Below are 21,576 nucleotides of genomic sequence, written 5' to 3'. Positions count from 1 at the left end.
GCCTCATGCAACCTCTTGAGTGTGACGTATTGGTCATCGGCTCCGGCGCCTCTGGCCTGGCCGCGGCGGTCACCGCCGCGCACCACGGCCTGAAGGTGATCGTCGCGGAAAAGGCCGGCCAGTTGGGCGGCACCAGCGCGTGGTCGGGTGGCTGGTTGTGGGTGCCGCGCAACCCGCTGGCGGTCGCCGAAGGCATGCTGGAGCACGGCGACGCACCAGAGCGCTACCTGCGCGCGCAAACCCACGTCGCCGAGCTGTGCCCACGCCAGCGCGCGTTTCTGCGCCATGGCCCGGAAATGGTGGCGTTCTTTCAGCAGCACACCGCCGTGCAGTTTCAGGCGGGCAGCAAACTGCCCGACATGCGCGAGGGCGATGGCAGCGCACGGGGTGGGCGAGCGCTGTGTGCGCTGCCGTTCGACGGGCGCCGGCTAGGGCCCTGGATACACAAGCTGCGGCCACCGCTGGACATCGTCAGCCTGGGCGGCATGGGCATCGCCGGGGGTGCGGACATGGCCGCTTTCTTCAACGCCAGCCGCTCGCCAAGCGCGGCCTGGCATGTGGGCAAGCGCCTGCTGCGCCACGGCCGCGACCTGCTGCTGCATCGGCGCGGGTTGCAGCTGGTCAATGGCAATGCGCTGGTGGCGCGCCTGCTACGCAGCGCGCTGGACCTGGGCGTGACGCTGCTCACCGACAAACCCGCCGTGCGCTTGCTGGGCGAGGGGCGCATCAAGGGTGCGCAGTTTGGCGATGGCCAGCAGGTCCATGCGCGGCGTGGCGTGGTGCTGGCCTGCGGTGGCTTCGCCCATGATCGTCAGCGTATCGCCCAATGGATGCCGCACGCGCCGCAGGGTGCCGGCCATTACTCTGCGGCCCCACCGGAAAACACCGGCGACGGCCTGCGCCTGGGTGAGCAGGCAGGCGCGCAGGTCGGCACGGTACTGGCACATGCGGGCGCCTGGGCACCGGTTTCACGGGTGCTGCGTGGCGATGGCAGCGTGGGGCATTTCCCACACCTGATCGACCGCGCCAAACCCGGTTTCATCGCCGTGCGCCGTGACGGTCGGCGCTTCGTCAACGAAGCCGACTGCTACCACGACTTCATGAATGCGCTGTTCGCCGCCACACCCGAGGGTGAGCCAGCGCAGGCCTGGCTGATCTGCGATCACGCTGCGCAACGGCGTTACGGCATCGGCTGGGCCAAGCCCTTCCCCTTCCCTACCTGGTTTTACCAACGCCGTGGCTACCTGTTCAGCGGTAAAGACCTGGGGCAACTGGCAGCGCGTTGTGGCATCGATGCCCAGCAGCTCGAGCGCACCGTGGCGGCTTTCAACCAGCATGCGGCGCTGGGCGAGGACCCGGCTTTTCAGCGAGGCGCCTCGGCCTACAACCAGGCGCAAGGTGAGCCGAAGCACGCGCCCAACCCTGCGTTGCGGCCACTGCTGCGCGGGCCGTTCCATGCAGTGCAGCTGCTGCCGGGCAGCCTCGGGACGTTTGCCGGGCTGGCCACCGATGCGTCGGCGCAGGTGCTGGGTGAAACGGGCCAGCCGATACCCGGGTTGTTTGCGGTGGGCAACGACATGCACAGCATCATGGGCGGGCATTATCCCAGTGGCGGGATCACGCTTGGGCCGGGCATGACGTTCGGGTATCTGGCGGGCTTGAGGTTGTGTGGGCTGCATTGACCTGCCTGGCTGCAAGGTCGGCACATGCGCCTGCCGACTTTGGCTTACGCCTTGCCGATCTCGGGCACCAGCATCCACTCCGCGCTGTCGTTCCACACATCCATGCGCACGATCTTGCCCGCCTTCACTTCGAACCGATCAAGGTACCGGTTGCCTGAAAAACTACGGCCATCCGGCCATTGGCCATAGAGCGTACCGTTGGAATACACCACCGTATGGTCATCGCGTTCGCACCAATCGAATTGCCCGAGCTGCTTTTTCACCCAGGTATAACGCGCGCCGTTGAAGGCGGTGATGTCGGTCGGCGTGGGCATCGCCCGGCCGCCGGTGAAGGTAATGCGCACGTCGTCGCTCATGAACGTGGCGGCGCGCACCGGGTCGGGTGCCATGGAAGCGGCGAGGAAGTCGCGGACGAGCTGTACGGCGCTGTTGCTGTCGGTCATTTCAAGTCTCCGAGGTTGTCCAGAATGGGGCGTCTGCCCCCAGCGATGCCTTGATCCAGTGCACACAGGGGGCGCTGAACCGAGTGGCGCAAGCCCCAAACCACGGGGTGTCCAGAGTATTTTCCAGATGGCACCTGTTTTGCTAGCACATTTTTATAAATTGCTAGCAATCAGGAGTTCACGCCATGTTCACCCGTTCCTTGCTGCGTCGCTGGTTGCCCTGTGCAGCCCTTTCCCTGGCCTGCTGCACAGGCTTCGTACAAGCCGCCGAGCCGATCAAAGTGGGCCTGGTCGCCGCGCTCTCGGGGCAGTCCGCCAAGTCTGGCGAGGCCCTCACCCGCGGCCTGACCCTGGCCATCGATGAGATCAACGCCAAGGGCGGGCTGCTTGGCCGGCCCGTGGAGCTGGTGCGCCGCGACGACGAAAGCAACCCGGCCAAAGGCATGCTCGCGGCGCGCGAGCTGATCCAGCGGGAGAAAGTCAGCGTGCTGTTCGGCGGCCTCGATACCCCGGTCTCGCTGGCCATCGTGCCGCTGGCCAACCAGCTGAAAACGCCGTTCATGGGCATTTGGGCGGCCGGCACCAAGATCACCGAGAACGGCGCGAAAGATAACTACGTGTTCCGCGTCTCGGCAGTGGATGAACAGGTCGACGAGGCGCTGGTTGCCTATGGCCTGCGCCAAGGCATGAAGCAGCCGGGGCTGATCCTGGCCAACAACCCTTGGGGTGAATCGAACCTGGCAGGGCTTCACGCCGCCCTGGCCCGCCGCAACATGGCCCAAGCGCCGGCCGAGCGCTTTGAAGACAGCGACCTGGACATGGTGCCGCAGCTCACCCGCCTGAAAAACGCGGGCGTCGACACGCTGCTGCTGGTCGGCAACGTCGGGCCTTCGGCGCAGGTGGTCAAGTCCCTGGAGCAGATGGGCTGGAACGTACCGGTGGTGTCGCACTGGGGCCCGGCCGGTGGGCGCTTTGGCGAGCTGGCGGGGCCTGGTGCCGGCCGCGTGCACTTCGTCCAGACCTTCGTGTTCAGCGCGCACAACAGCGCCCGCGGCGATGCCTTGCTGGCTGCCCTCAAACAGCGTTACCCGCAGGTCAAGACATTGGCCGACGTGACCCCAGCCGTGGGCATCGCCAACGCCTACGACGCCATGCACCTGGTGGGCCTGGCGATCGACAAGGCCCAGGACACCCAGGGCGTGAAGGTGCGCGACGGCTTCTACGCCATCAGCGAATACCCCGGGCTGATCAAGCACTACCAGCAGCCCTTCACCGCTGACCGCCACGATGCGCTGGGCCCTGACGACTATGTTTTCAGCCGCTTCGATGGCGACACCATCGTGCCCGTGACGCCCTGAGCAGAGGCCTTCGAGATGATTACTACCGCACTGGTCAGCGGCCTGGGCCTGGGCAGCATGTACGCGCTGCTGGCCCTGGGCTTTCACCTCACCTACGCCGTGTCGCGCACGGTCAACTTTGCCCAGGGCAGCGCGATGATGGTTGGCGCCGTACTCGGCTACAGCTTGGCGGTGACCTGGGGCTGGCCGCTGTGGCTGGCACTGCCGACCACCCTGGTGCTGTGCGCGGTGCTGGGGCTGGCGATCGAGCGCTTCCTGGTCCGGCCCTTCCACGCTCGCGGTTCGGACGCCTGGTTGATGGCGACAGTGGCGGGCGGGTTATTGCTGGACAACCTGGCGATGTTCACTTTCGGCAAGGAACCACGGCAGTTCGGCAGCGCCCTGGCCAGCCTGCGCCTGGACCTGGGCGACAGCAGCCTGAATGCCGTGCAGCTGGCAATCCCGCTGGCCGGTGCCGGGGTGGCGGCAACGCTGTTCTGGGTGCGCCGGCGCACGCAACTGGGCCTGCGCCTTGAAGCCTGCGTGCAGAACCCGAGGGCGGCACGGTTGATGGGCATCGAAGTAAACCGGGTGGTGGCAGCGGCGTTCGCCCTGTCCACGGTGTTCGCCGCGTTGGCCGGCTTGCTGATCGCGCCGCTCTACAGCGTGCATGCCGACATGGGCACGTTGTTCGGCCTGAAGGCATTCGCCGTGGCCATCCTCGGCGGTATCGCCAGTGCCGGCGGGGTGTTTGCCGCCGGCTTGCTGTTTGGCCTGCTCGAAGCGCTGGTCACGCTGTATTTCGGCTCTGCGTTCACCCAGTTGCTGTGCTTTGCACTGGTGATCGTGGTGCTCGCGGCACGTCCTGACGGCCTGTTCGGCCGCAAACTCTGGGTGAAGGTATGACCATGCGCGAACGACTCGCCCCCCTTGGCCTGGCCCTGTTCGGGGTCGCCAGCCTTGGCCTGGCATTGGGCCTGGACAGCTACTGGCTGTTGATCCTGACCTTGTACGCACTGGCGGTCACCGTCGGCGTGGGCCTGAATATCCTGATCGGCTTGTCCGGGCAGATGTCCTTCGGCCACATCGCCTTCTATGCCATCGGCGCCTACCTGTCGGCGCTGCTGACGCTTGCCGGCCTGCCCCTGGCAGCTGCATTGCCCTTGGCCGGCCTTGGCTGTGCGCTGCTCGGCGGTTTGTTGGCGATCCCGGCGCTGCGGGTCAGCGGGCCGTACCTGGCGATGATCACCATTGCCTTTGCCCTGGTCGTGCACAACGGCTTGATCGAGTGGCGCAGCGTGACCGGTGGGGCCAATGGCCTGATGGGCATCCCGCTGCCGCAGGTGGGTACGCTGGACCCAGCGTTGCCGCTGGCGCTGGGCGCCGTGCTGCTGATGCTCGCGGCGCTGCTGTTCTACTGGAGCCTGCAGGGCAGCGGCTGGGGCCTGGCAATGCGGGCGGTGAAGGCTTCGGAAATTGCTGCGCGCTCGCTTGGCGTCAACCCGGTGCAGACACGCACCTTGGCCTTTGCACTTTCGGCAGGCCTGGCGGGCGCGGCGGGTGCGCTGGTGGCCCCGGTCCTGATGTTCATCAACCCGGCGGCGTTTCCATTCTCGCAGTCGATCCTGTTCGTCCTGGCGGTGATCGTCGGCGGCGCCGGCATGCTGTTCGGGCCAGTGCTCGGCGCGCTGGTGATCGTGCTGCTGCCGGAGTTGCTGGCGGATTTTGCCGAGTATCGGCTGCTGGCGTTTTCGGTGTTGCTGCTGGCGGTGCTGTGGGCGGCGCCGCGCGGTGTGCTGGGCAGCCTTGGGCGGCGCTTCTGGCGGCCGCGGCACGAGCCGGTCATGGAGCAGCCCGATAACAGCGTGCTGCAGGGGTTCTTTGCCGGTGGCGCGCAGAACGGGCTGAGCGTCGAGGGCATCGGCATCCGCTTTGGCGGCGTGCAAGCCGCGCAGCAGGTCAGCCTGCAGGCCTTGCCTGGCAGCATCACCAGCCTGATCGGGCCCAACGGTGCGGGCAAATCCACCGTGCTCAACCTGATCAGTGGTTTCTACCGCACCGACAGCGGCTCCATCCAGCTGGGCCGCGAACTGGCCGGGCAACCCGCCTGGCGCATTGCCCGCGCCGGCATCGCCCGCACCTACCAGACCACCCAACTGTTCGGCGAACTGAGCGTGCTGGAAAACCTGCTGGTGGCCTTCCAGCAAGGCGCCATCGAACGGCCGTGGCCGCGTCAGCAGGCCAGCCGCAAGGCCTTGGCGACCCAGTTGCTGGCGCTGGTCGGCTACCGTGGCAACCTGCACGTCGCGGCCGATGACCTGCCCCACGTCGACCGCCGCCTGGTCGAGATCGCCCGGGCGCTGGCCAGCCGGCCGCAGGTGCTGCTGCTGGACGAGCCTGCCGCCGGCCTCGGCCGCCAGGACACCGACCACCTGGCCACCCTGCTGCAACGCCTGGCTGCATTCAACCTGGCGATCATCCTGGTCGAGCACGACATGCCGCTGGTGATGGCCGTGTCGCAACGGCTGCTGGTACTCGACGCTGGCAAGCCGATTGCCTGGGGCACGCCTGAGCAGGTGCGCTGCAACCCACGGGTGATCGCGGCCTACCTGGGCGGCACCGAGTACCAGGCGCAGCCGCGCGCGCAGGCCTGGGCCGGTTCGCGCGATGCCGTGCTGCACGTGCGCGACCTGTGCATCGACTATGGCGCCGCGCCCGTGGTCGAAGGGGTCGACCTGGTGGTCAACCCCGGTGAGCTGATCGCCATCCTGGGTGCCAACGGTGCCGGCAAGTCAAGCATCCTGCAGGCCCTCGCCGGCCTGCACCGGCCACGCGGCGGCAGCATCGTGCTGGACAACCACAGCATCGAAAGCCTCGATGCCAGTCAAATTGCCCGCCTTGGCCTGGCCCTGGTGCCCGAAGGCCGGCAATTGTTCGGTCAGCTGAGCGTGCGTGAAAACCTGCTGCTGGGGGCCAATGTGCGCCAGGACAGCGTCGATGCCGATGCCGAAATTGCCGCCATCCTCACCCGCTTCCCGCGCCTGCGCGAGCGCATCGACAGCCCCGCTGGGCTGCTGTCGGGCGGTGAACAGCAGATGGTCGCGATTGGCCGCGGGCTGATGGCCAAGCCGCGCATCCTGCTACTGGACGAACCGTCCCTGGGCCTGTCCCCGGCAATGATCGGCGAACTGTACGACGCCCTCGCCGCCCTGCGCGACGAAGGCGTCACCCTGCTGCTGGTCGACCAGATGGCCAATCTGGCGCTGCAGGTGGCCGACCGCGCCTACGTGCTGGAAACCGGCCGTATCGTCAAACAGGGCAGCGCCGAGCAATTGCGCGGCGACCCGCAACTGGAAGCCGCCTACCTGGGCGCAGGAGCTGCCGCATGAGCCGACTGGAATTGATCAACGTCCGCCTGGGTGCTGGCCCGGCGCTAAGCCAGCTGCTGATCGAAGATGGCCGTTTCGTCTCGCACCTGAGCCGGCCAGCCCCAAAGCTCGACCTGGGTGGCCGGCTGGTGCTGCCGGGCCTGATCGAGACCCACATCCACCTCGACAAGGCCTGCATCCTCTCGCGCTGCCAGCTACGTGAAGGCACCCTGGCCGAAGCCATCGCCCAAACCCGCCTGGCCAAGGCGGACTTCACCGAGGCCGACGTCTATGCACGCGGCGCTGCGGTGCTGGAGCAGGCCATCGTCCAGGGCACCACGCACATGCGCACGCATGTCGAGATCGACCCCGGCATCGGCTTGACCGGCCTGCGTGCAATCCGCCGCCTGCAAGCCGACTATGCCTGGGCCGTAACCCTGCAGATCTGCGTATTCCCGCAAGAAGGCATGCTCGACAACCCTGGCACCGAGGCCCTGCTGTGCCAGGCCCTGGACGAGGGTGCCGAGGTACTCGGCGGCTGCCCCTACACCGACGCCGACCCGCACGCCCAGATCCGCCGCCTGTTCGAATTGGCGGTGGCCTACGACCGCGACCTGGACCTGCACCTGGACTTTGACCTTCAGGTCGCTGGCATGACCCTCGGTGAGGTGATCCGCTGCACCCACCAGCATGGCTGGCAAGGCCGGGTCACCGTGGGGCATGTGACCAAGCTCTCGGCGCTACCGCAGCCCGAATTGATCAGCATGGCCCGCGCCCTGGCTGAAGCCGGCGTACAAGTGACCTGCCTGCCCGCGACCGACCTGTTCCTCACTGGCCGTGACCGCTTCCACAACAAGCCCAGGGGCGTGGCGCCACTGGCACAGTTGCATGCCTGCGGGGTGACCTGCTCGTTGTCGAGCAACAATATCGGCAACCCTTTCACGCCCTATGGGGATGCATCGCTTGTGCGTCAGGCCAACCTGTACGCCAACGTCGCCCAACTGGGCACACCGCAGGAGCTGCTGCTGTGCCTGGGCTGGATTTCGCGGCAGTCGGCGCGCCTGCTACGCCTTGCCGACTATGGCCTTGAGCCTGGCTGCAGGGCCGACTTCGTGGTGTTCGACGCCCCCTCGCCTGCCGAAGTGATCGGGCGCATCGCCGCGCCGCTGATGGGCTTCAAACAGGGTCGGCAGACTTTCAGCCGGCCACCGGCAGAGCTGTTCCCCAAGCAGCTCACAGCCCAGACAGTGCCTGACGCAGGTTGACCTCAGGCGCGTCCACTTCTTCGAGGGCCAACTGGCCCTCGAGCTCGTCCAGGTGCTCGATCATTTCGGCCACGGCGGCCTGCGTGTCACCGGCGCGCAGCGCCTCGATGATCGCCTGGTGCTCATCCGAGGCGCAGGGCGGGCTGTCGCCACGCTGGTAGAGGGCGACGATCAGCGAGCTGCGCACCATCAGGTTGCCGAGGATCTGGGCCAGCACCTGGTTGCCGCACACGTCCCCCAGCAACAGGTGGAATGCGCTCAACTCACGGACGATGGCGCGCCGGTCAGTGCTGGCGGTCGCGGTGCGTTCGTTGTGCATGTGCTGCTCGATGCGCGCCTGCTGCTCGGCGATATGCGCCGGGGTGATGGCCTCGACGATGGCCCGCTCCACCGCGCGGCGGGCGGCGAAGATTTCCCGCGCTTCGCGGGCGCTGGGTTGGGCCACCGTCGCACCACGGTTGGGCTCGATGTCGACGATACGCTGCATGGCCAGGCGCTGCAGCGCAGCCTGCACATGGTTGCGGTTGGCCTGCAAGGTCTCGACGATCTGCGCCTCGACCAGCCGCACGCCAGGGCGCAGCCGGTGCTGGGCGATGGCATTGGCGAGCATCTCGGCGATGCGCTGGACTTCCTGTTGCTTGCTGCTGACCACCTTGCCTTTCATCCAGACCTCAAAACCTGCAAACGCATTCGGCCGGCATTATCCGCCGGCCCATGCGCCGCGGCAATCGTGCGCTTCAGGCCTGCTGGCCGAGGGCACAGCCCTGGCTGCGAGGGTCGTAGGCGGCGCTGCGGTTGCCGTCAGCATCGATGGCGATCACCCCGGCCAGGCCCATCAACGGGCTGAGCGCGGGCGTGGTTTCAAGGGCATGGCCACGTTCTGCCAACCCTTCCAGCACCGATGCGCCGACATCGGCTTCCAGCTTGAGGTTGTCGGTGCTGTCGAAGAAGCTTCGGCCCAGCAAAAAGCGCGGTGCCCGCAATGCCGCTTCGGCGCACTGCTGGTAGTCGATCAGTTGGGTGGCAAGCACCATCTGCGTCTGCGGCTGGCCATCGCCACCCTGGGTGCCGAAGAACCAGCGCCGCCCATCGTCGGCCAGGTACGCCGAAGGGTTGAGCGTATGCGCCGGCCGCTTGCCAGGTGCCCAGGCATTGCAGTGCCCCGGCTGCGGATTGAAACCTGCCGCGCGGTTGTGCCAGAGGATGCCGGTGTCGCCGAGGATGCAGCCGGAGCCAAAGTCGTGGAACAGGCTCTGGATCAGGCAGGCGCTGCGCCCTGCGCGGTCAGTGGCGGCCATCCACACGGTGTCGGCGGGTTGTCCGGGTTCGGCCCAGGGGGTCGCCTGCTGCTGATCGAGCATGGCGGCAGGCTGGGCAAGGGCGTTTTCGAAGGCCCAACCACTGGCGAGCGGGTCGTGCAGTTGCTGGTTGCGTTGCAGCAGGCCCTGCTTGATGGCCTCGACCAGCAGGTGGTAATAGCGCGGTGAGCCGTTTGCACCCAGGTCCAGGGCTTGCAGGGCCGCCATGGCGCGCAATGTGTAAAGCCCCTGGGTGGGCGGCGCGACGTTGTACAGCCGGCCATTGCGGTAACGCACCGAGATCGGCGCTGCCAGGTGGGCGTTTGTGGCGCGCAGGTCATCGACGGTCAGGCCGCAGCCCAGGGCATCGAACGCCACGCCAAAGGCCTCAGCCAGTTCGCCGTGGTAGAAGTCCCCCGGCCCGCGCCGTGCCAGTTGCTCCAGGCTGTTGGCCAGGGCGGGTTGGCGCAAGCGGCCACCCGCGCGCGTGCACAAGGGCTGCAGGCTGGGCAGGGTTTCGATGAGGCTGGCGCGGTGTGCCTGCCAGAACAGCTGCGAAGGCGACACCTCCACGCCATCACGGGCCAATACCGCGGCACCGCTGAGCAGGTCGGCCCAGCTCAACCGCGAGCCCCACTGCTCACTGAGCACCTTGGCCCTCCCCCAACTGGCCATGGCCCCGGCCGTGGTCGCCACCGAGGCGGGGCCGCGCAGGCTGATCGCACCCGCTTCCGGCAGGCGCCTGCCCGCCTGGCCGATCCCGATGATGGTGCGTACCTGGTCGTCGTGGACCAACCACAGTGCATCGCCGCCAAGGCCGGTCATGTGCGGGTAGACCGCCGCCAGCACCGCACTGGCAGCGAGCATCGCGTCGATGGCGGTACCGCCGCCGTCCAACACTTCAAGGCCTGCCGCGCTTGCCAAGGGGTGTGGGGTGCACAGCACGCCGCCGCGGGAATGGGCAGTCAGAGGGTTGTTCATTGCTAGCTCCTTCAGGGATATTGCTAGCAATCAGCAAGGATCGTTCCCGGTGGTGGCGACGCAGGTAATTACCGTGGGATGTAGGCGCGGGCTTGCCGGCGATGGGCTGCAAGCTGCCCTTTAACTGCTGCTATGCGCTGGGTTGGGCGCTTTGCAGGGGTGATAGGGGGCTGCTGCGCAGCCCATCGCCGGCAAGCCAGCTCCTACACGGCGCACGTCTTGAGGGCGATGGGCCGCAAGTTATTCAAACCAGCGCCAGTACAGCTCTGGCCTTCTCCAGCGCCATCCGCGCCCGCTGTTCGCCACTTACCCCCTGCTCCAGCAGCTGTCGGGTGGGTATCTCCAGGCTCAAGGGCACGGTCGCCGGCAACTGGCGCAACAGCCCAATCAGGTCGGCATCCCCCTCCCCCGGGAAACGCCGCTCGTTGCGGGCCTGGCGCAGGATTTCATCCATATCGGCAGGCACCGGGCCGGCAACGTCACACAGCTGCGCGTAGCGCATGCGCTGCGGCGCCAGCCGCGCCAAGTCGTCCAGCGACGATTGCGAGCGGTTGAAATGGAAGGCGTCCACCAGCACACATCCATTCGGGCGGCCTGCGTTGCCCACGACGCGCATGGCCTGGTGCAAGTCAGGCACATCCGTCCAGGGCATGAACTCCAGATGCGGGTGAATGCCGTAGTCAGCCGCCAGGTCGCACAGTTCGGCGAAGCGCTCGGTGAGGCGTGCTTCGCTGGGGTCGTTGCCCGCCACCAGTAGTTCGGTGCCACCCAGTTCAGCGCCCACTGCCAGGATCGGTTCGAAATCGGCAACGCGGGTGTCGGGCTTCAGGCGCAGGATTTCCAGGTCGAGCACCTTGATGCCGGTGTCACGCAGCCGCGCCTGGGTCTGCCGGCGCAGCTCGGGGTCGCTCGCCAGTGGGAAGTGCTGTTCTTCGAGGGTGGCCGGGACCAGGCGCAGGCCCACGTGGCTATAGCCGGCGCGGGCGGCCGCTTCGATCATTGCGGGTGGGGACAGCTCGAGTACCGTCAAGGCGGCCAGGGAAAAGATTCGGTCGGTCATGGTTGTTTCCTGAGGAAGGGTCGGGTTTACGCGTCAGGCAATGGGTTCGGGGGCGCAAGCACGGCCGCTGGCGGCGGCCTGGCGGATCGCTTCGATCAGCGCCAGGGTGCGGCCAGCGTCGGCGGCATCGGTGAGTGGCGCCTCTTCACCTCGGGCGACACGCACGAAGTGCTGCAACTGCAGGGTCAACGCCGCGCCGGCAGGGATGCCTGCCTCACCCTGCAGCAGCGGCGTGTGCCACCCCGAGTTGGCCTCGGCGTATTGCCAGTGCTTGAGCTGCGGAATGCTCAGCGCGCCCCGGGTGCCGGCCAGCAGGTAGCAGGGCTGGTCTGCCTGGCGCGGATAGATCGGGCTTTCACCCGAGCTCAGCTCCCAGCTCCACGGCGCCGCCACCGCATCGGAGCCGGTCAGGCTGCCCAGTGCGCCGTTGGCGAATTCCAGCAGCACAGCCGCACTGTCCTCGTTGGCGAAACCGCGCACGTCGTTGCGGGTGAACGCTTGCACCCGCACTACCTCGCCACACAGGTAGCGCAGCAAGTCCAGGTCGTGGATCAGGTTGGTCAGCAAAAACCCCGCGCCCGGCTCGCGGCGCCAGGGGGTATCGAAATAGCTGTCGGGTTTTTGCAGCTGCCACAGCGCAGTGACGTTGATCAGCCGGCCCAGGGCACCATCGGCGATCATCCCGCGCGCGCTGGCGATCAGCGGGTTGTGCCGACGGTGATGGCCGACCAGCACCGGCACGCCACGGCGCCGCGATGCCTCGACCAGCGCGCGGACTTCATCCAGCTGCACCCCGACCGGCTTTTCCACCAGCACCGGCACACCGGCCTCGACGCAGTCCAGCGCCGTGGCCACATGCAGGTTGTTCGGGTTGGCGACGATTACCGCCTCGGGGCGAACCTGCGCCAGCATCTGCCGGTGGTCGGCGTAATACGGCACGCCGCATTCACTGGCAAAGGCTTCGGCTTGCGGGCCAGGGTCGGCAACCGCGCACAACTGCGCCTCCGGGACCAGGCAGAGGTGCTGATAATGCTGGCGGCCCATGATGCCGGCGCCAACCAGGGCAATACGAAGGGGTGCGTTCAACGGGCAGTCCTCTTGTCTTTGTTGTTTTTAGCTATTTCGGAACTGTGTTCCACATTCAGCCATCGACAATTTAGAACTGCGGTCCGCTTTGCACTAGGACATTGAGCACAGAGTGTGCGGTTATCGACCGCTAATTTCAGGCGAACAGTTCGCTTGCCTGGCTGGCAGCCGACAGCTCTTGCGCTGCGGCCAACAACAGCGGCGCCAGGTCTGGCAGGCGCGCCGGCGAAAGGCGTGCGCTGGGGCCGGCGATGCTCAGCACGCCGATCACGTCACTACCTTGCGGCCTGCGCACCACGGCGGCCAAGGCCGAGGTACCGACTGCCGAGGTTTGCTCGACCCAGGCATAACCGCGCTCACGGGCGCTGGATAGGTAGGCCAGGAGGTCTTCAGGGGAGCGCGGGGCGTTCGGGCCAAACTGTTCCGGGTCGGCGATGCCCTGGCGCAAGACCCTCTGCAGCGCCTCGTCATCACTAAGGCTGGCCAGCCAGGCATGGCCGGAGGCGGTGTAGAACAGCGGTGCATCGCGGCCCATGTCGGGGTCGTAACGCAGGCCGGAACGGGCGCCCTGCGATTTGGCGATCCAGGTTTGCCGGCCACCGTCGATCACGCCAAGGCGCACCAGCTCGCCACTGTCCTGGGCCAGCCGGTCGAGGATCGGCTGGATGATGTCGGCACCGCTGCTGGACAGGTAGCGAAAGCCCAGCGCCACCAGTTTGGCGGACAACTGATAACGGCTGGTGTCGCGGTTCTGGCGCACGTAACCCAGCCGGACCAGCTCGGTGAGCATGCGATGGGCCGCGCTCTTGGGTATCTCCAGGCGCTCGGCCAGTGTTTGCAGCCCAAGCCCTTGGGGCTCGGCGGCAAGGCTGTCTACAAGACTGAAGGCGCGTTCGATCTGACTACCGGCCATGGTTAGGACCCTGAAATGTGGCGGATTGTGGAAGATGATTCCATATCGTTGTGGGTGATCGCAGCCGGGCCGCGTGGAAGTGTCCGGTTATCGACCAGTACTTGGCGGCGCGGCTTGCATCGCGACCGGGCAACCACGAAGAATGTGGAACCTTGTTCCAATAATAATACTGGAGACGCCACGATGCCCACCGACAGCTTGCAAGCCGAATGCGACGTACTGGTCATAGGCTCCGGCGCCGCCGGGCTGGCCGCCGCAGTGACGGCCGCCTGGCATGGGCTGCGGGTTACCCTGGTGGAGAAAGACCCGGTGTTCGGCGGTGCCACCGCCTGGTCCGGTGGCTGGGCCTGGGTGCCGCGCAACCCGTTGGCGCAGCGGGCCGGCATCGTCGAAGACATCGAGCAACCGCTCACCTACCTGCGCAATGAACTGGGCACACATTTCGACGAAAAACGGGTCAAGGCGTTCCTGCAAGCCTGCCCGCACATGGTCGCGTTTTTCGAACAGCACACTGCGCTGCAGTTCGTCGATGGCAACGCCATCCCCGACATGCATGGCGATACGCCCGGCGCTGCAACGGGCGGCCATCAGGTCATCGCTGCCCCATACGATGCGCGAGAACTCGGCGCGCTGTTGCCACGCCTGCGCAAGACCCTGCGCGAAACCTCGTTCATGGGCATGCCGATCATGGCCGGCGCCGACCTGGCCGCCTTCCTCAACATGACCCGCTCGCCGCGCGCTTTGCTGCATGTGTGCAAGCGCTTTGGCCGCCACCTGTACCACCTCGCCCGCCATGGCCGGGCCATGCACCTGGTCAACGGCGTGGCGCTGGTGGCACGCCTGGCCAAGTCCGCCGAAGACCTCGGCGTGAAGCTGGTCGAATCGGCGCCAGCCAAGCGCCTGCTGATGGAAGGCGGCCAGGTGCGCGGCGCCGTCATCGGCACGGCGCAAGGCGATGTGAGCGTCAGGGCCAAGGCCGTGGTGCTGGCTGCCGGTGGTTTCCCCAACGACCCCGCCCGCCGTCGCCAGCTGTTCCCCCGTGACCCCAGCGGCCATGACAACCTGGCCCTGCCGCCACTGTCGTGTTCGGGCGACGGCCTGCGCCTGGGCGAAGCGGCCGGCGGTGTCGTCGCCACCGACCTGAAATCGCCCGTGGCCTGGGCACCGGTGTCCAAGGTGCCGCACCGCGACGGCAGCGTCGGCCACTTCCCGCACATCATCGAGCGCGGCAAGCCCGGCATCATCGGCGTGCTGGCCAGCGGCAAGCGCTTCGTCAACGAAGCGCACGGCTACTACGATTATGTTTCGGCCATGCTCAAGGCAGTACCGGAGGGCAAAGAGGCCTGCTCGTGGCTAATCTGCGACCACCGTTTTCTGCGCCGCTACGGCCTCGGCCACGCCCGCCCTGCCCCGCTGCCGGCCTGGCCACACCTGCGCAGCGGTTACCTGAAGCGTGGCGGCAGCCTGGAACAGCTGGCCAAGGCCTGCGGCATCGACCCTGCCGGCCTGAGCGCCACGGTCGCTGACTACAACCACCATGCACGCCTCGGCCAGGACCCTGCATTCGGCCGCGGCTCGACGCCGTTCAACCGCAAGCAGGGCGACCCACAGCACAAGGGCCCCAACCCCTGCGTCGCGCCCATCGAGCACGGGCCGTTCTACGCGGTGAAGGTACAGCCCGGCTGCTTCGGCACCTTCGCCGGCCTGCGCACCGACGGCGATGCGCGCGTGCTGGACAGCCACGGCCAGCCCATCGCCGGCCTGTATGCAGCAGGCACCGACATGGCCAGCGTGTTCGGCGGCTGGTACCCCTCCGGGGGGATCAACCTGGGCCCGGCGCTGACCTTCGGCTACGTGGCCGGCCGGCACATCGCCGGCCACCGGGCTGATGAAGCAGCGAGCCCTCAGCAGAACAAGGTGGCCATCTAACGCGGGATCAGCGGGCGGTACGGGCCGGACGGCGCCGAGGCAACTGCGGTTTACCCACCCGTGGGAGGGCGGGCTTGCGCGTCAGCCACCTGCGCGGACGGCCTCGCAGCGGGCCTGGCGCCCACTGCGCCAGGCCCATCCAGCGCAATCCGCCGGGCCCGGCCGACGCCCCAGGCCATGGCGCGCGTCATCGACTCGCCGGGCCTGGAGTCGAACACCTCTTCGTGCAACGCCATGCCGCCCGCCGCATAGACGCCAATGAACATTTGCGTGTTACCCGTGCGCGACAGCCTCACCTGAACGTCGATGAACGTGCCGTCGCTCAATGTTTCGTCGTGAGTCCGATGATGAAGCATCGGGTCAGCCCAGGCCCAGAACAGATCACCGCGAATCCGCATGCCGCCCTCCTACGACTTTAGTCTTATACCGTAGGTTAAAAAGCTAGCCGACGGCGGTAGGGCTGCAACCCTGCAGGTCGAAAAAGCGAACTGAATCAGACAACTGGCAAGGGGCTATCAATCAGTGCCAGCCAGGCAGCTGCAGCCCCGTCACCGGGTCGTGTTCAGGCACCGCCACCTCGGCGATTCGTGCCAGCGCCTGGCTGTGCAGGCGTGAGTCGGGCCGCTGGATGGCGTAATGTTCCTGCCCGTGCGGGTAGGCGCCGACAACCAGAAAATCACTGCTGTGCTCCACGCAACGGTGGCCAGTGCCTGCCGGCAGTACCAGCACGTCGCCGGCCTTGACCGTCAGCGTCTGGCCCGCTTCGCCGCCCAAGGTCACCCTGGCCTGCCCGCGGGCGATGCCAAGGGCTTCATGGGCGTTGGGGTGGAAGTGGTGATAGTCGAAAATCCCGTCGCGCCACAGTGGCGTCCAGCGATGTTCAGCGAACATCGCTTCGAACAGCGCGGCCTTGTCGGCTGCAGGGTCGAACGTCAGCCGGTACAGCAACACCGGCAGTCGGCTGTTCGGCGTTGCCCCGTCGTCATCAAAGCGCAGGCGTTGCGCAAGTGTTTTTGAAAGGTCGGTCGCGTCGTCGCCAGGCATGATCAGCCCCCTGAAAGTGAGTGATTCCCCTGTGAACCGTGGACGATTGAAGAGGTTCCTGCCGGCCGACCAAGGCGCAAGTGGCGGCTATCGAGGTCAGCGTCGAGCACGTGTGAAGCGCCAGGGCATCTGTCGCATTTTGTAACTTCCAGCCGGATGATTTTACATGGACATCACCCACGAGCCTCTTTAGCCTACCGCCTCCGTTGAAATGGGGGACCCCGTGTGATGCAGCAACCAGGTAATCGAAAGCGTGCCCTGTGGGGCCTCCTCCTGCTTGCCGCAAGCACCTTTGCCAACGCTGACGATGCCCCCCAGAACGCACCGACGCTGGTGTACTCCTGGCCGGTCAATGCAGGCCCGCTGGACCCGCGTGGCTACGCGCCCAACCAGATGTACGCCCAGGCGATGGTGTATGAGCCGCTTGTACGCTACAGCGCATCCGGCACCATCGAGCCCTGGCTGGCGACGGCCTGGCAGGTGTCCGACGATGGCAAGGTCTACACCTTCACCCTGCGCGACGGGGTGCGTTTCAGTGACGGCACAGCGTTCGATGCAGCGGCCGCCAAAGCCAACCTGGACGCCGTCCTGGCCAACAGCCAGCGCCACCGCTGGATGGAACTGGTCACCACCCTCGACCACGTCGAGGCCCCCGACCGGCTCACCTTGCGCCTGGTGCTCAAACACCCCTACTACCCGACCCTGATGGAGCTTGCGCAGGTGCGCCCGCTGCGGTTCGGGTCGCCGCAGGCCAAGCCGGGTGAACCTGCCGGTACCGGGCCGTGGATGCGTATCGACTCACGCCTGGGCGAATACGACCGCTTTGCCCGCAACCCTCTGTACTGGGGCCCGACACCGGCCTACGGCGAGGTGCTGGTCAAGGTCATCCCCGACCCCAACAGCCGCGCCCTGGCCCTGCAAACCGGGGAACTGCAGCTGATTCAGGGCGCAGCAGGCGAGATCACCGCCAGCACCTTCGTGCGCCTGCGCGACCAAGGTTTCGCCACCGCGCTCTCGGCGCCGCTGGCTACCCGCAGTGTGGCCATGAACACCGGCCGTGGCGCCACCCGCGACCTTGCGGTGCGCCAGGCGATCAACCAGGCGGTGAACAAGCAGGCGATCATCGACAAGATCCTCTATGGCCTGGAGCCCCGCGCCGATACGCTGTTCGCCCCCAACATGCCCTATGCCGACCTGGGCCTTGAGCCCTACGCCTACGACCCGGCCCTCGCCGCCCGCCAACTCGACGCCGCCGGCTGGCGCCTGGCGCCGGGCAATACGGTGCGCAGCAAGGGTGGCGAGCCGCTGTCGATCGAGCTGGTGTTCCTCGGCACCAGCGCCCTGCAGAAGAGCCTGGCCGAGGTGCTGCAAGGCGAGCTGGCCAAGGCCGGCATGCACATCGAGCTGCGCGCCGTGGAAGAAGGTGCGCTGGTGCGCCGCCAGCGTGACGGCGACTTCGGCATGATCTTCGCCGACACCTGGGGCGCGCCCTACGACCCGCACTCCTTCGTCAGCTCCATGCGCTATGCCGGGCATGCCGACTACATGGCGCAACGTGGCCTGCCGATCAAGGACCAACTCGACCAGCGCATCGGCCAGGTGCTGGCCAGCACCGATGAGCAGCAACGCGCTGAGCACTACCGGTTCATCCTCACCACCCTGCACCAGCAGGCGGTGTACTTGCCCATTTCCTACCTCACTGCCATCAGCGTGCGGCGTGCTTCGGTGGCCCACGTGCAGTTCGGCAGCACGCTGTTCGACGTGCCGTTCGAAACCATGACGCCGCAACAGGAGCCCTGACATGCTGCGCTATATCCTCTTGCGGCTGGTGCTGCTGGTGCCGGTGATGCTCGGCGTGTCGTTGCTGGTGTTCGTGCTGCTGCACCTGGGCAGCACAGACCCGGCGTTGGACTACCTGCGCCTGTCGCACATCCCACCCACCGACGCCGCCATCGCCGAAGTGCGCCATGCCCTGGGCCTGGATCGGCCACTGTATGCGCAATACCTGAGCTGGCTGTGGAAGGCCCTGCAGCTGGACTTTGGCACCTCCTACCTGACCGGCCGGCCGGTGTTCGATGACCTGCTCTACTACCTGCCCGCTACCTTGCAGCTGGGCGGGCTGGCCCTGGCCTGCACGCTGCTGCTGTCAATCCCGTTGGGGCTTGTGGCGGCGCGTTGGCAAGGGCGCTGGCCCGATCACGCGGTCCGGGCGGTAACGTTCCTCGGCGTGTCGATGCCCAACTTCTGGCTGGCGTTTCTGCTGATTGCGCTGTTCTCGCTGTGGCTGGGCTGGCTGCCGCCACTGGGGCGTGGCGGCGCCGGGCACCTGGTGATGCCGGTGCTGGCGATCGCGCTGATGTCGATGTCGATCAATGCCCGCCTGCTGCGCGCCAGCCTGCTGGAGGCCAGCGGCCAGCGCCATGTCACCTATGCCCGCGCACGCGGCCTGCCGGCGCGCCAGGTCTGGGGCAGCCATGTACTGCGCAACGCCTGGCTGCCCCTGGTCACCGCCACGGGCATGCACATCGGCGAATTGATCGGTGGCGCACTGGTGATCGAAACCATCTTCGCCTGGCCCGGCGTGGGGCGCTTTGCCGTGTCGGCGGTGCTCAACCGGGATTTCCCGGTGATGCAGTGTTTCACCCTGCTGCTCACCGGCTTGCTGATGGTCTGCAACCTGGTGGTGGACGTGTGCTATGCCTGGCTCGACCCACGCAGCCGCCTGGAAGGGGTCAGCGCATGAGTGTCGTGGCCCTGCTCCGCCGCCCGGCGTTGGCCGGTCAAAACAGCCTGATGATCGGGCTGGTGCTGGTCAGCCTGCTGGCCCTGCTGGCCGTTTTCGGCCAATGGCTCGCCCCGCATGACCCCGACCTGGTCGACCTCGGCCAGCGTTTGCTACCCCCTGACAGCAGCCACTGGCTGGGCACCGATCACCTGGGCCGCGACCTGCTTTCGCGGTTGATCGTCGGTACCCAGCTGTCGCTGGGCAGTGTGATGCTGACCCTGGCCCTGGTGCTGTTGCTCGGCCTGCTGGTGGGCGGCGTGTCCGGCTTTCTTGGCGGCAAGGTCGACCTGCTGCTGATGCGCCTGTGCGACATGTTCATGACCTTCCCCACCCTGGTGCTGGCGTTTTTCTTCGTCACCCTGCTGGGCACCGGCCTGAGCAATGTAGTCATCGCCATCGCCCTGTCGCACTGGGCCTGGTATGCGCGCATGGTACGCGGCTTGGTCATCGCCCAACGCGGCCGCGAATACGTGCTGGCATCGCGCCTGGCCGGTGCTTCACGCTGGGCGCGGTTGCGCCAGCACGTGCTGCCGAACATCGCCGGCCCTTTGCTGGTGCTGGCGACCATGGATATCGGGCACATGATGCTGCACGTCTCAGGCCTGTCCTTCCTCGGCCTAGGCGTTACCCCGCCTGCCGCCGAGTGGGGGGTGATGATCAACGATGCCAAGGAATTCATCTGGACCCACCCGCAACTGTTGCTGTTGCCCGGGTTGATGATCTTTTTCTCGGTGATGGCCTTCAACCTGCTGGGCGATGCGCTGCGCGACCGCCTGGACCCTACCCGGGAGGTGCACTGAATGGAGCATTCGACACTTGAGCTGCAGGGCTTGCGTATCGAAGGGCGGGCGGGCGTGCTGGTCGAGGACGTCGATCTGCAACTGCGCCGCGGCCAAGTCTGCGCGTTGGTCGGCAGCAGCGGCTCAGGCAAATCCCTCACCTGCCTGGGCGCGCTCGACCTGCTGCCAGCAGGCCTGGCCCGCACCCACGGCCAGTTGCTGCTGGATGGCCAAGCGTTGCCGGCAGCACAGGTTCGCGGCCGGGTCGCCAGCCTGGTCCTGCAAAACCCGCGCAGCGCATTCAACCCGGTGCGCAACATGGCCAGCCATGCCCAGGAAACCTTGAAGCTGCGCGGTATCGGCGGCGCCGCTGCCCGCGCGCGCATGGCGCAGTGCCTGGAAGCCGTGGGCCTTGAGGACCGCGAGCGGGTGCTGCAGGCCTTCGCCTTTCAGCTGAGCGGCGGCATGCTCCAGCGCATGATGATCGCCTTGGCGCTGATGGCGCAAACCCCGTTCTTGCTGGCAGACGAGCCCACCAGTGACCTTGACGCCTTGAGCCAGGCGCGCTTTCTCGACCTGTTGATGGAGCTGGTGCAGCAGCATGGGCTTGGGGTGCTGCTGGTCACTCACGACATGGGCGTGGTCGCCCGCTGCGCTGATCACGTTGCGGTGATGGACGCCGGCCGCATTGTCGAGCGGCAAACGGTCCATGGCCTGTTCGAGCGCCCGGCCAGTGTGGCCTCCCGCACCCTGCTCGACGCCCACCAGACCCTTGCCGGGGGCACGCCATGACCCTGCTGCACGTCGATGACATCAGCCACGGCTTCCGCACTGGAGGGCTGCTGGGCAGGCGGGGCTGGCTGCAGGTGCTCGACGGCATCCAGCTTGAGTTCAAGGCTGGCGAGTCGGTCGGGCTGCTTGGCAGCAGCGGCAGTGGCAAGAGCACCCTTGCAAGGTTGCTGCTGGGGCTGGAAACACCCGCCCATGGCCAGGTGACTTTCGCCGGCCAGGATGTCAGCCGCTTGCGCGGGCGCCAGGCGCACGCCTTCCAAAGCGCCGTGCAACTGGTGTTTCAGGATGCCCCCGGCGCGTTCAACCCGCAGCGCAGCATCGGCTGGAGCATCGCCGAGCCACTGCGCCACCTCAGTGACCTCGACAGAGCAGGGCGTGAACAGCGTGTGCTGACCCTGCTGCAGCAAATGGGCTTAGGTGAGGAACATGCCCAGCGCCTGCCCCACCAGCTCAGTGGCGGGCAGCTGCAACGCGCCAATATCGCCCGGGCGCTGGCGCTTTCGCCCCAGCTGGTGGTGCTCGACGAGGCCCTGTCGAACCTCGACCGGGTGCTGCAGTTGCAGCTGCTGCAACGGCTGGAAGCCCTGCGCCGCGAAAGCGGTACCGCGTTCGTGCTGATCACCCATGACCTGAGCCTGGTGCGTTACTTCTGCCAGCGGGTGCTGCTGCTGGACGCTGGTCGTATCGTCGAGGACCGCCCGGTGGACGGTAACCTGAGCTTCGATCATGAAGTAGGCAAGCAGCTGCAAGCCGCCATGCTGCCGGCACGGCCATTCAAGCCGGAGGCGGCAAACCTGCGCACCGGCTGACACCC

19 protein-coding genes are annotated in these 21,576 nt (G+C 66.9%); 11 read left to right on the top strand and 8 right to left on the bottom strand.

Annotated elements, in window-relative coordinates; all coding sequences use genetic code 11:
- Window positions 1–5 precede the first annotated feature (5 nt).
- Complete coding sequence (locus tag ACNQPL_RS12670; protein WP_346612498.1) at window positions 6–1,682, top strand: FAD-dependent oxidoreductase; 1,677 nt, start codon at window positions 6–8, stop codon at window positions 1,680–1,682.
- Between the two features lie 44 nt (window positions 1,683–1,726).
- Here the strand turns inward: ACNQPL_RS12670 and ACNQPL_RS12665 are convergent, their stop codons facing one another.
- Window positions 1,727–2,125: a nuclear transport factor 2 family protein gene (locus ACNQPL_RS12665; protein WP_346612497.1), complete on the bottom strand. Its 399-nt coding sequence runs from the start codon at window positions 2,123–2,125 to the stop codon at window positions 1,727–1,729.
- Between the two features lie 185 nt (window positions 2,126–2,310).
- Between ACNQPL_RS12665 and ACNQPL_RS12660 the strand changes: the two genes are divergently transcribed.
- The 4 genes from ACNQPL_RS12660 to ACNQPL_RS12645 are packed head-to-tail and all read left to right on the top strand — an operon-like array spanning window position 2,311 to window position 8,095.
- Window positions 2,311–3,483, top strand: coding sequence for an ABC transporter substrate-binding protein (locus tag ACNQPL_RS12660; RefSeq protein WP_346612496.1), 1,173 nt, complete (start codon window positions 2,311–2,313; stop codon window positions 3,481–3,483).
- Between the two features lie 15 nt (window positions 3,484–3,498).
- Window positions 3,499–4,368 carry a branched-chain amino acid ABC transporter permease gene (locus ACNQPL_RS12655; RefSeq protein WP_346612495.1) on the top strand — a complete coding sequence of 290 codons (870 nt, stop codon included), beginning with the start codon at window positions 3,499–3,501 and terminating at the stop codon, window positions 4,366–4,368.
- The gene (locus ACNQPL_RS12650; RefSeq protein WP_416466925.1) at window positions 4,365–6,851 is read left to right on the top strand and encodes an ATP-binding cassette domain-containing protein; all 2,487 of its coding nucleotides are present in this window, start codon (window positions 4,365–4,367) and stop codon (window positions 6,849–6,851) included. Before ACNQPL_RS12655 ends, ACNQPL_RS12650 begins: the two co-directional genes overlap by 4 nt.
- Window positions 6,848–8,095 (top strand): amidohydrolase family protein, encoded by a 1,248-nt coding sequence (locus ACNQPL_RS12645; protein ID WP_416466924.1) that lies wholly within the window; start codon window positions 6,848–6,850, stop codon window positions 8,093–8,095. Before ACNQPL_RS12650 ends, ACNQPL_RS12645 begins: the two co-directional genes overlap by 4 nt.
- Here the strand turns inward: ACNQPL_RS12645 and ACNQPL_RS12640 are convergent.
- The 5 genes from ACNQPL_RS12640 to ACNQPL_RS12620 form a co-directional block, all read right to left on the bottom strand.
- Window positions 8,064–8,759 (bottom strand): GntR family transcriptional regulator, encoded by a 696-nt coding sequence (locus tag ACNQPL_RS12640; protein WP_346612492.1) that lies wholly within the window; start codon window positions 8,757–8,759, stop codon window positions 8,064–8,066. The two genes, ACNQPL_RS12645 and ACNQPL_RS12640, sit on opposite strands and share 32 nt — an antisense overlap.
- A gap of 73 nt (window positions 8,760–8,832) precedes the next feature.
- A complete protein-coding gene (locus tag ACNQPL_RS12635; protein WP_346612491.1) occupies window positions 8,833–10,374 on the bottom strand; it encodes a gamma-glutamyltransferase family protein in 1,542 nt (513 codons plus the stop codon).
- 244 nt (window positions 10,375–10,618) lie between these two features.
- Window positions 10,619–11,434: a sugar phosphate isomerase/epimerase family protein gene (locus ACNQPL_RS12630; RefSeq protein WP_416466922.1), complete on the bottom strand. Its 816-nt coding sequence runs from the start codon at window positions 11,432–11,434 to the stop codon at window positions 10,619–10,621.
- Between the two features lie 33 nt (window positions 11,435–11,467).
- Complete coding sequence (locus ACNQPL_RS12625) at window positions 11,468–12,520, bottom strand: Gfo/Idh/MocA family protein (RefSeq protein WP_416466920.1); 1,053 nt, start codon at window positions 12,518–12,520, stop codon at window positions 11,468–11,470.
- A 136-nt stretch (window positions 12,521–12,656) separates the two neighbouring features.
- On the bottom strand, window positions 12,657–13,433 hold the full coding sequence (locus ACNQPL_RS12620) for an IclR family transcriptional regulator (protein WP_416466918.1): 777 nt from the start codon (window positions 13,431–13,433) through the stop codon (window positions 12,657–12,659).
- 183 nt (window positions 13,434–13,616) lie between these two features.
- Between ACNQPL_RS12620 and ACNQPL_RS12615 the strand changes: the two genes are divergently transcribed.
- The gene (locus ACNQPL_RS12615) at window positions 13,617–15,362 is read left to right on the top strand and encodes an FAD-dependent oxidoreductase (RefSeq protein ID WP_416466917.1); all 1,746 of its coding nucleotides are present in this window, start codon (window positions 13,617–13,619) and stop codon (window positions 15,360–15,362) included.
- A 50-nt stretch (window positions 15,363–15,412) separates the two neighbouring features.
- Here the strand turns inward: ACNQPL_RS12615 and ACNQPL_RS12610 are convergent, their stop codons facing one another.
- Window positions 15,413–15,760 (bottom strand): hypothetical protein, encoded by a 348-nt coding sequence (locus tag ACNQPL_RS12610; protein ID WP_416466916.1) that lies wholly within the window; start codon window positions 15,758–15,760, stop codon window positions 15,413–15,415.
- A 121-nt stretch (window positions 15,761–15,881) separates the two neighbouring features.
- The gene (locus ACNQPL_RS12605) at window positions 15,882–16,406 is read right to left on the bottom strand and encodes a cupin domain-containing protein (protein WP_416466914.1); all 525 of its coding nucleotides are present in this window, start codon (window positions 16,404–16,406) and stop codon (window positions 15,882–15,884) included.
- A gap of 228 nt (window positions 16,407–16,634) precedes the next feature.
- Between ACNQPL_RS12605 and nikA the strand changes: the two genes are divergently transcribed.
- The 5 genes from nikA to nikE are packed head-to-tail and all read left to right on the top strand — an operon-like array spanning window position 16,635 to window position 21,571.
- On the top strand, window positions 16,635–18,206 hold the full coding sequence (gene nikA, locus ACNQPL_RS12600; RefSeq protein WP_346612484.1) for a nickel ABC transporter substrate-binding protein: 1,572 nt from the start codon (window positions 16,635–16,637) through the stop codon (window positions 18,204–18,206).
- 1 nt (window position 18,207) lies between these two features.
- Window positions 18,208–19,149, top strand: a complete 942-nt coding sequence (gene nikB / locus ACNQPL_RS12595; RefSeq protein WP_346612483.1) for a nickel ABC transporter permease subunit NikB — start codon at window positions 18,208–18,210, stop codon at window positions 19,147–19,149.
- The gene (gene nikC / locus ACNQPL_RS12590) at window positions 19,146–19,991 is read left to right on the top strand and encodes a nickel ABC transporter permease subunit NikC (protein WP_416466913.1); all 846 of its coding nucleotides are present in this window, start codon (window positions 19,146–19,148) and stop codon (window positions 19,989–19,991) included. The genes nikB and nikC overlap by 4 nt, the downstream gene beginning before the upstream one ends.
- Window positions 19,992–20,762: a nickel import ATP-binding protein NikD gene (nikD, locus tag ACNQPL_RS12585; RefSeq protein ID WP_416466912.1), complete on the top strand. Its 771-nt coding sequence runs from the start codon at window positions 19,992–19,994 to the stop codon at window positions 20,760–20,762.
- A complete protein-coding gene (gene nikE / locus ACNQPL_RS12580; protein WP_416466911.1) occupies window positions 20,759–21,571 on the top strand; it encodes a nickel import ATP-binding protein NikE in 813 nt (270 codons plus the stop codon). Before nikD ends, nikE begins: the two co-directional genes overlap by 4 nt.
- Window positions 21,572–21,576 lie beyond the last annotated feature (5 nt).

Source organism: Pseudomonas sp. LFS044, from assembly GCF_047978245.1.
Taxonomy (GTDB): Bacteria; Pseudomonadota; Gammaproteobacteria; order Pseudomonadales; family Pseudomonadaceae; genus Aquipseudomonas.
Note: the sequence above shows the minus strand (reverse complement) of the source record. Positions and strands in the feature narration are given on the sequence as shown.

Bases quoted from the DNA above. Each gene is read 5' to 3' on its own strand.
- ACNQPL_RS12650 (WP_416466925.1), top strand. From the start codon at position 4,365: ATGACCATGCGCGAACGACTCGCCCCCCTTGGCCTGGCCCTGTTCGGG.
- nikD (WP_416466912.1), top strand. From the start codon at position 19,992: ATGGAGCATTCGACACTTGAGCTGCAGGGCTTGCGTATCGAAGGGCGG.
- ACNQPL_RS12645 (WP_416466924.1), top strand. From the start codon at position 6,848: ATGAGCCGACTGGAATTGATCAACGTCCGCCTGGGTGCTGGCCCGGCG.
- nikE (WP_416466911.1), top strand. From the start codon at position 20,759: ATGACCCTGCTGCACGTCGATGACATCAGCCACGGCTTCCGCACTGGA.
- nikB (WP_346612483.1), top strand. From the start codon at position 18,208: ATGCTGCGCTATATCCTCTTGCGGCTGGTGCTGCTGGTGCCGGTGATG.
- ACNQPL_RS12605 (WP_416466914.1), bottom strand. From the start codon at position 16,406: ATGCCTGGCGACGACGCGACCGACCTTTCAAAAACACTTGCGCAACGC.
- ACNQPL_RS12660 (WP_346612496.1), top strand. From the start codon at position 2,311: ATGTTCACCCGTTCCTTGCTGCGTCGCTGGTTGCCCTGTGCAGCCCTT.
- ACNQPL_RS12620 (WP_416466918.1), bottom strand. From the start codon at position 13,433: ATGGCCGGTAGTCAGATCGAACGCGCCTTCAGTCTTGTAGACAGCCTT.
- ACNQPL_RS12670 (WP_346612498.1), top strand. From the start codon at position 6: ATGCAACCTCTTGAGTGTGACGTATTGGTCATCGGCTCCGGCGCCTCT.
- ACNQPL_RS12655 (WP_346612495.1), top strand. From the start codon at position 3,499: ATGATTACTACCGCACTGGTCAGCGGCCTGGGCCTGGGCAGCATGTAC.
- ACNQPL_RS12630 (WP_416466922.1), bottom strand. From the start codon at position 11,434: ATGACCGACCGAATCTTTTCCCTGGCCGCCTTGACGGTACTCGAGCTG.
- ACNQPL_RS12665 (WP_346612497.1), bottom strand. From the start codon at position 2,125: ATGACCGACAGCAACAGCGCCGTACAGCTCGTCCGCGACTTCCTCGCC.
- ACNQPL_RS12610 (WP_416466916.1), bottom strand. From the start codon at position 15,760: ATGCGGATTCGCGGTGATCTGTTCTGGGCCTGGGCTGACCCGATGCTT.
- nikA (WP_346612484.1), top strand. From the start codon at position 16,635: ATGCAGCAACCAGGTAATCGAAAGCGTGCCCTGTGGGGCCTCCTCCTG.
- nikC (WP_416466913.1), top strand. From the start codon at position 19,146: ATGAGTGTCGTGGCCCTGCTCCGCCGCCCGGCGTTGGCCGGTCAAAAC.
- ACNQPL_RS12635 (WP_346612491.1), bottom strand. From the start codon at position 10,374: ATGAACAACCCTCTGACTGCCCATTCCCGCGGCGGCGTGCTGTGCACC.
- ACNQPL_RS12640 (WP_346612492.1), bottom strand. From the start codon at position 8,759: ATGAAAGGCAAGGTGGTCAGCAGCAAGCAACAGGAAGTCCAGCGCATC.
- ACNQPL_RS12615 (WP_416466917.1), top strand. From the start codon at position 13,617: ATGCCCACCGACAGCTTGCAAGCCGAATGCGACGTACTGGTCATAGGC.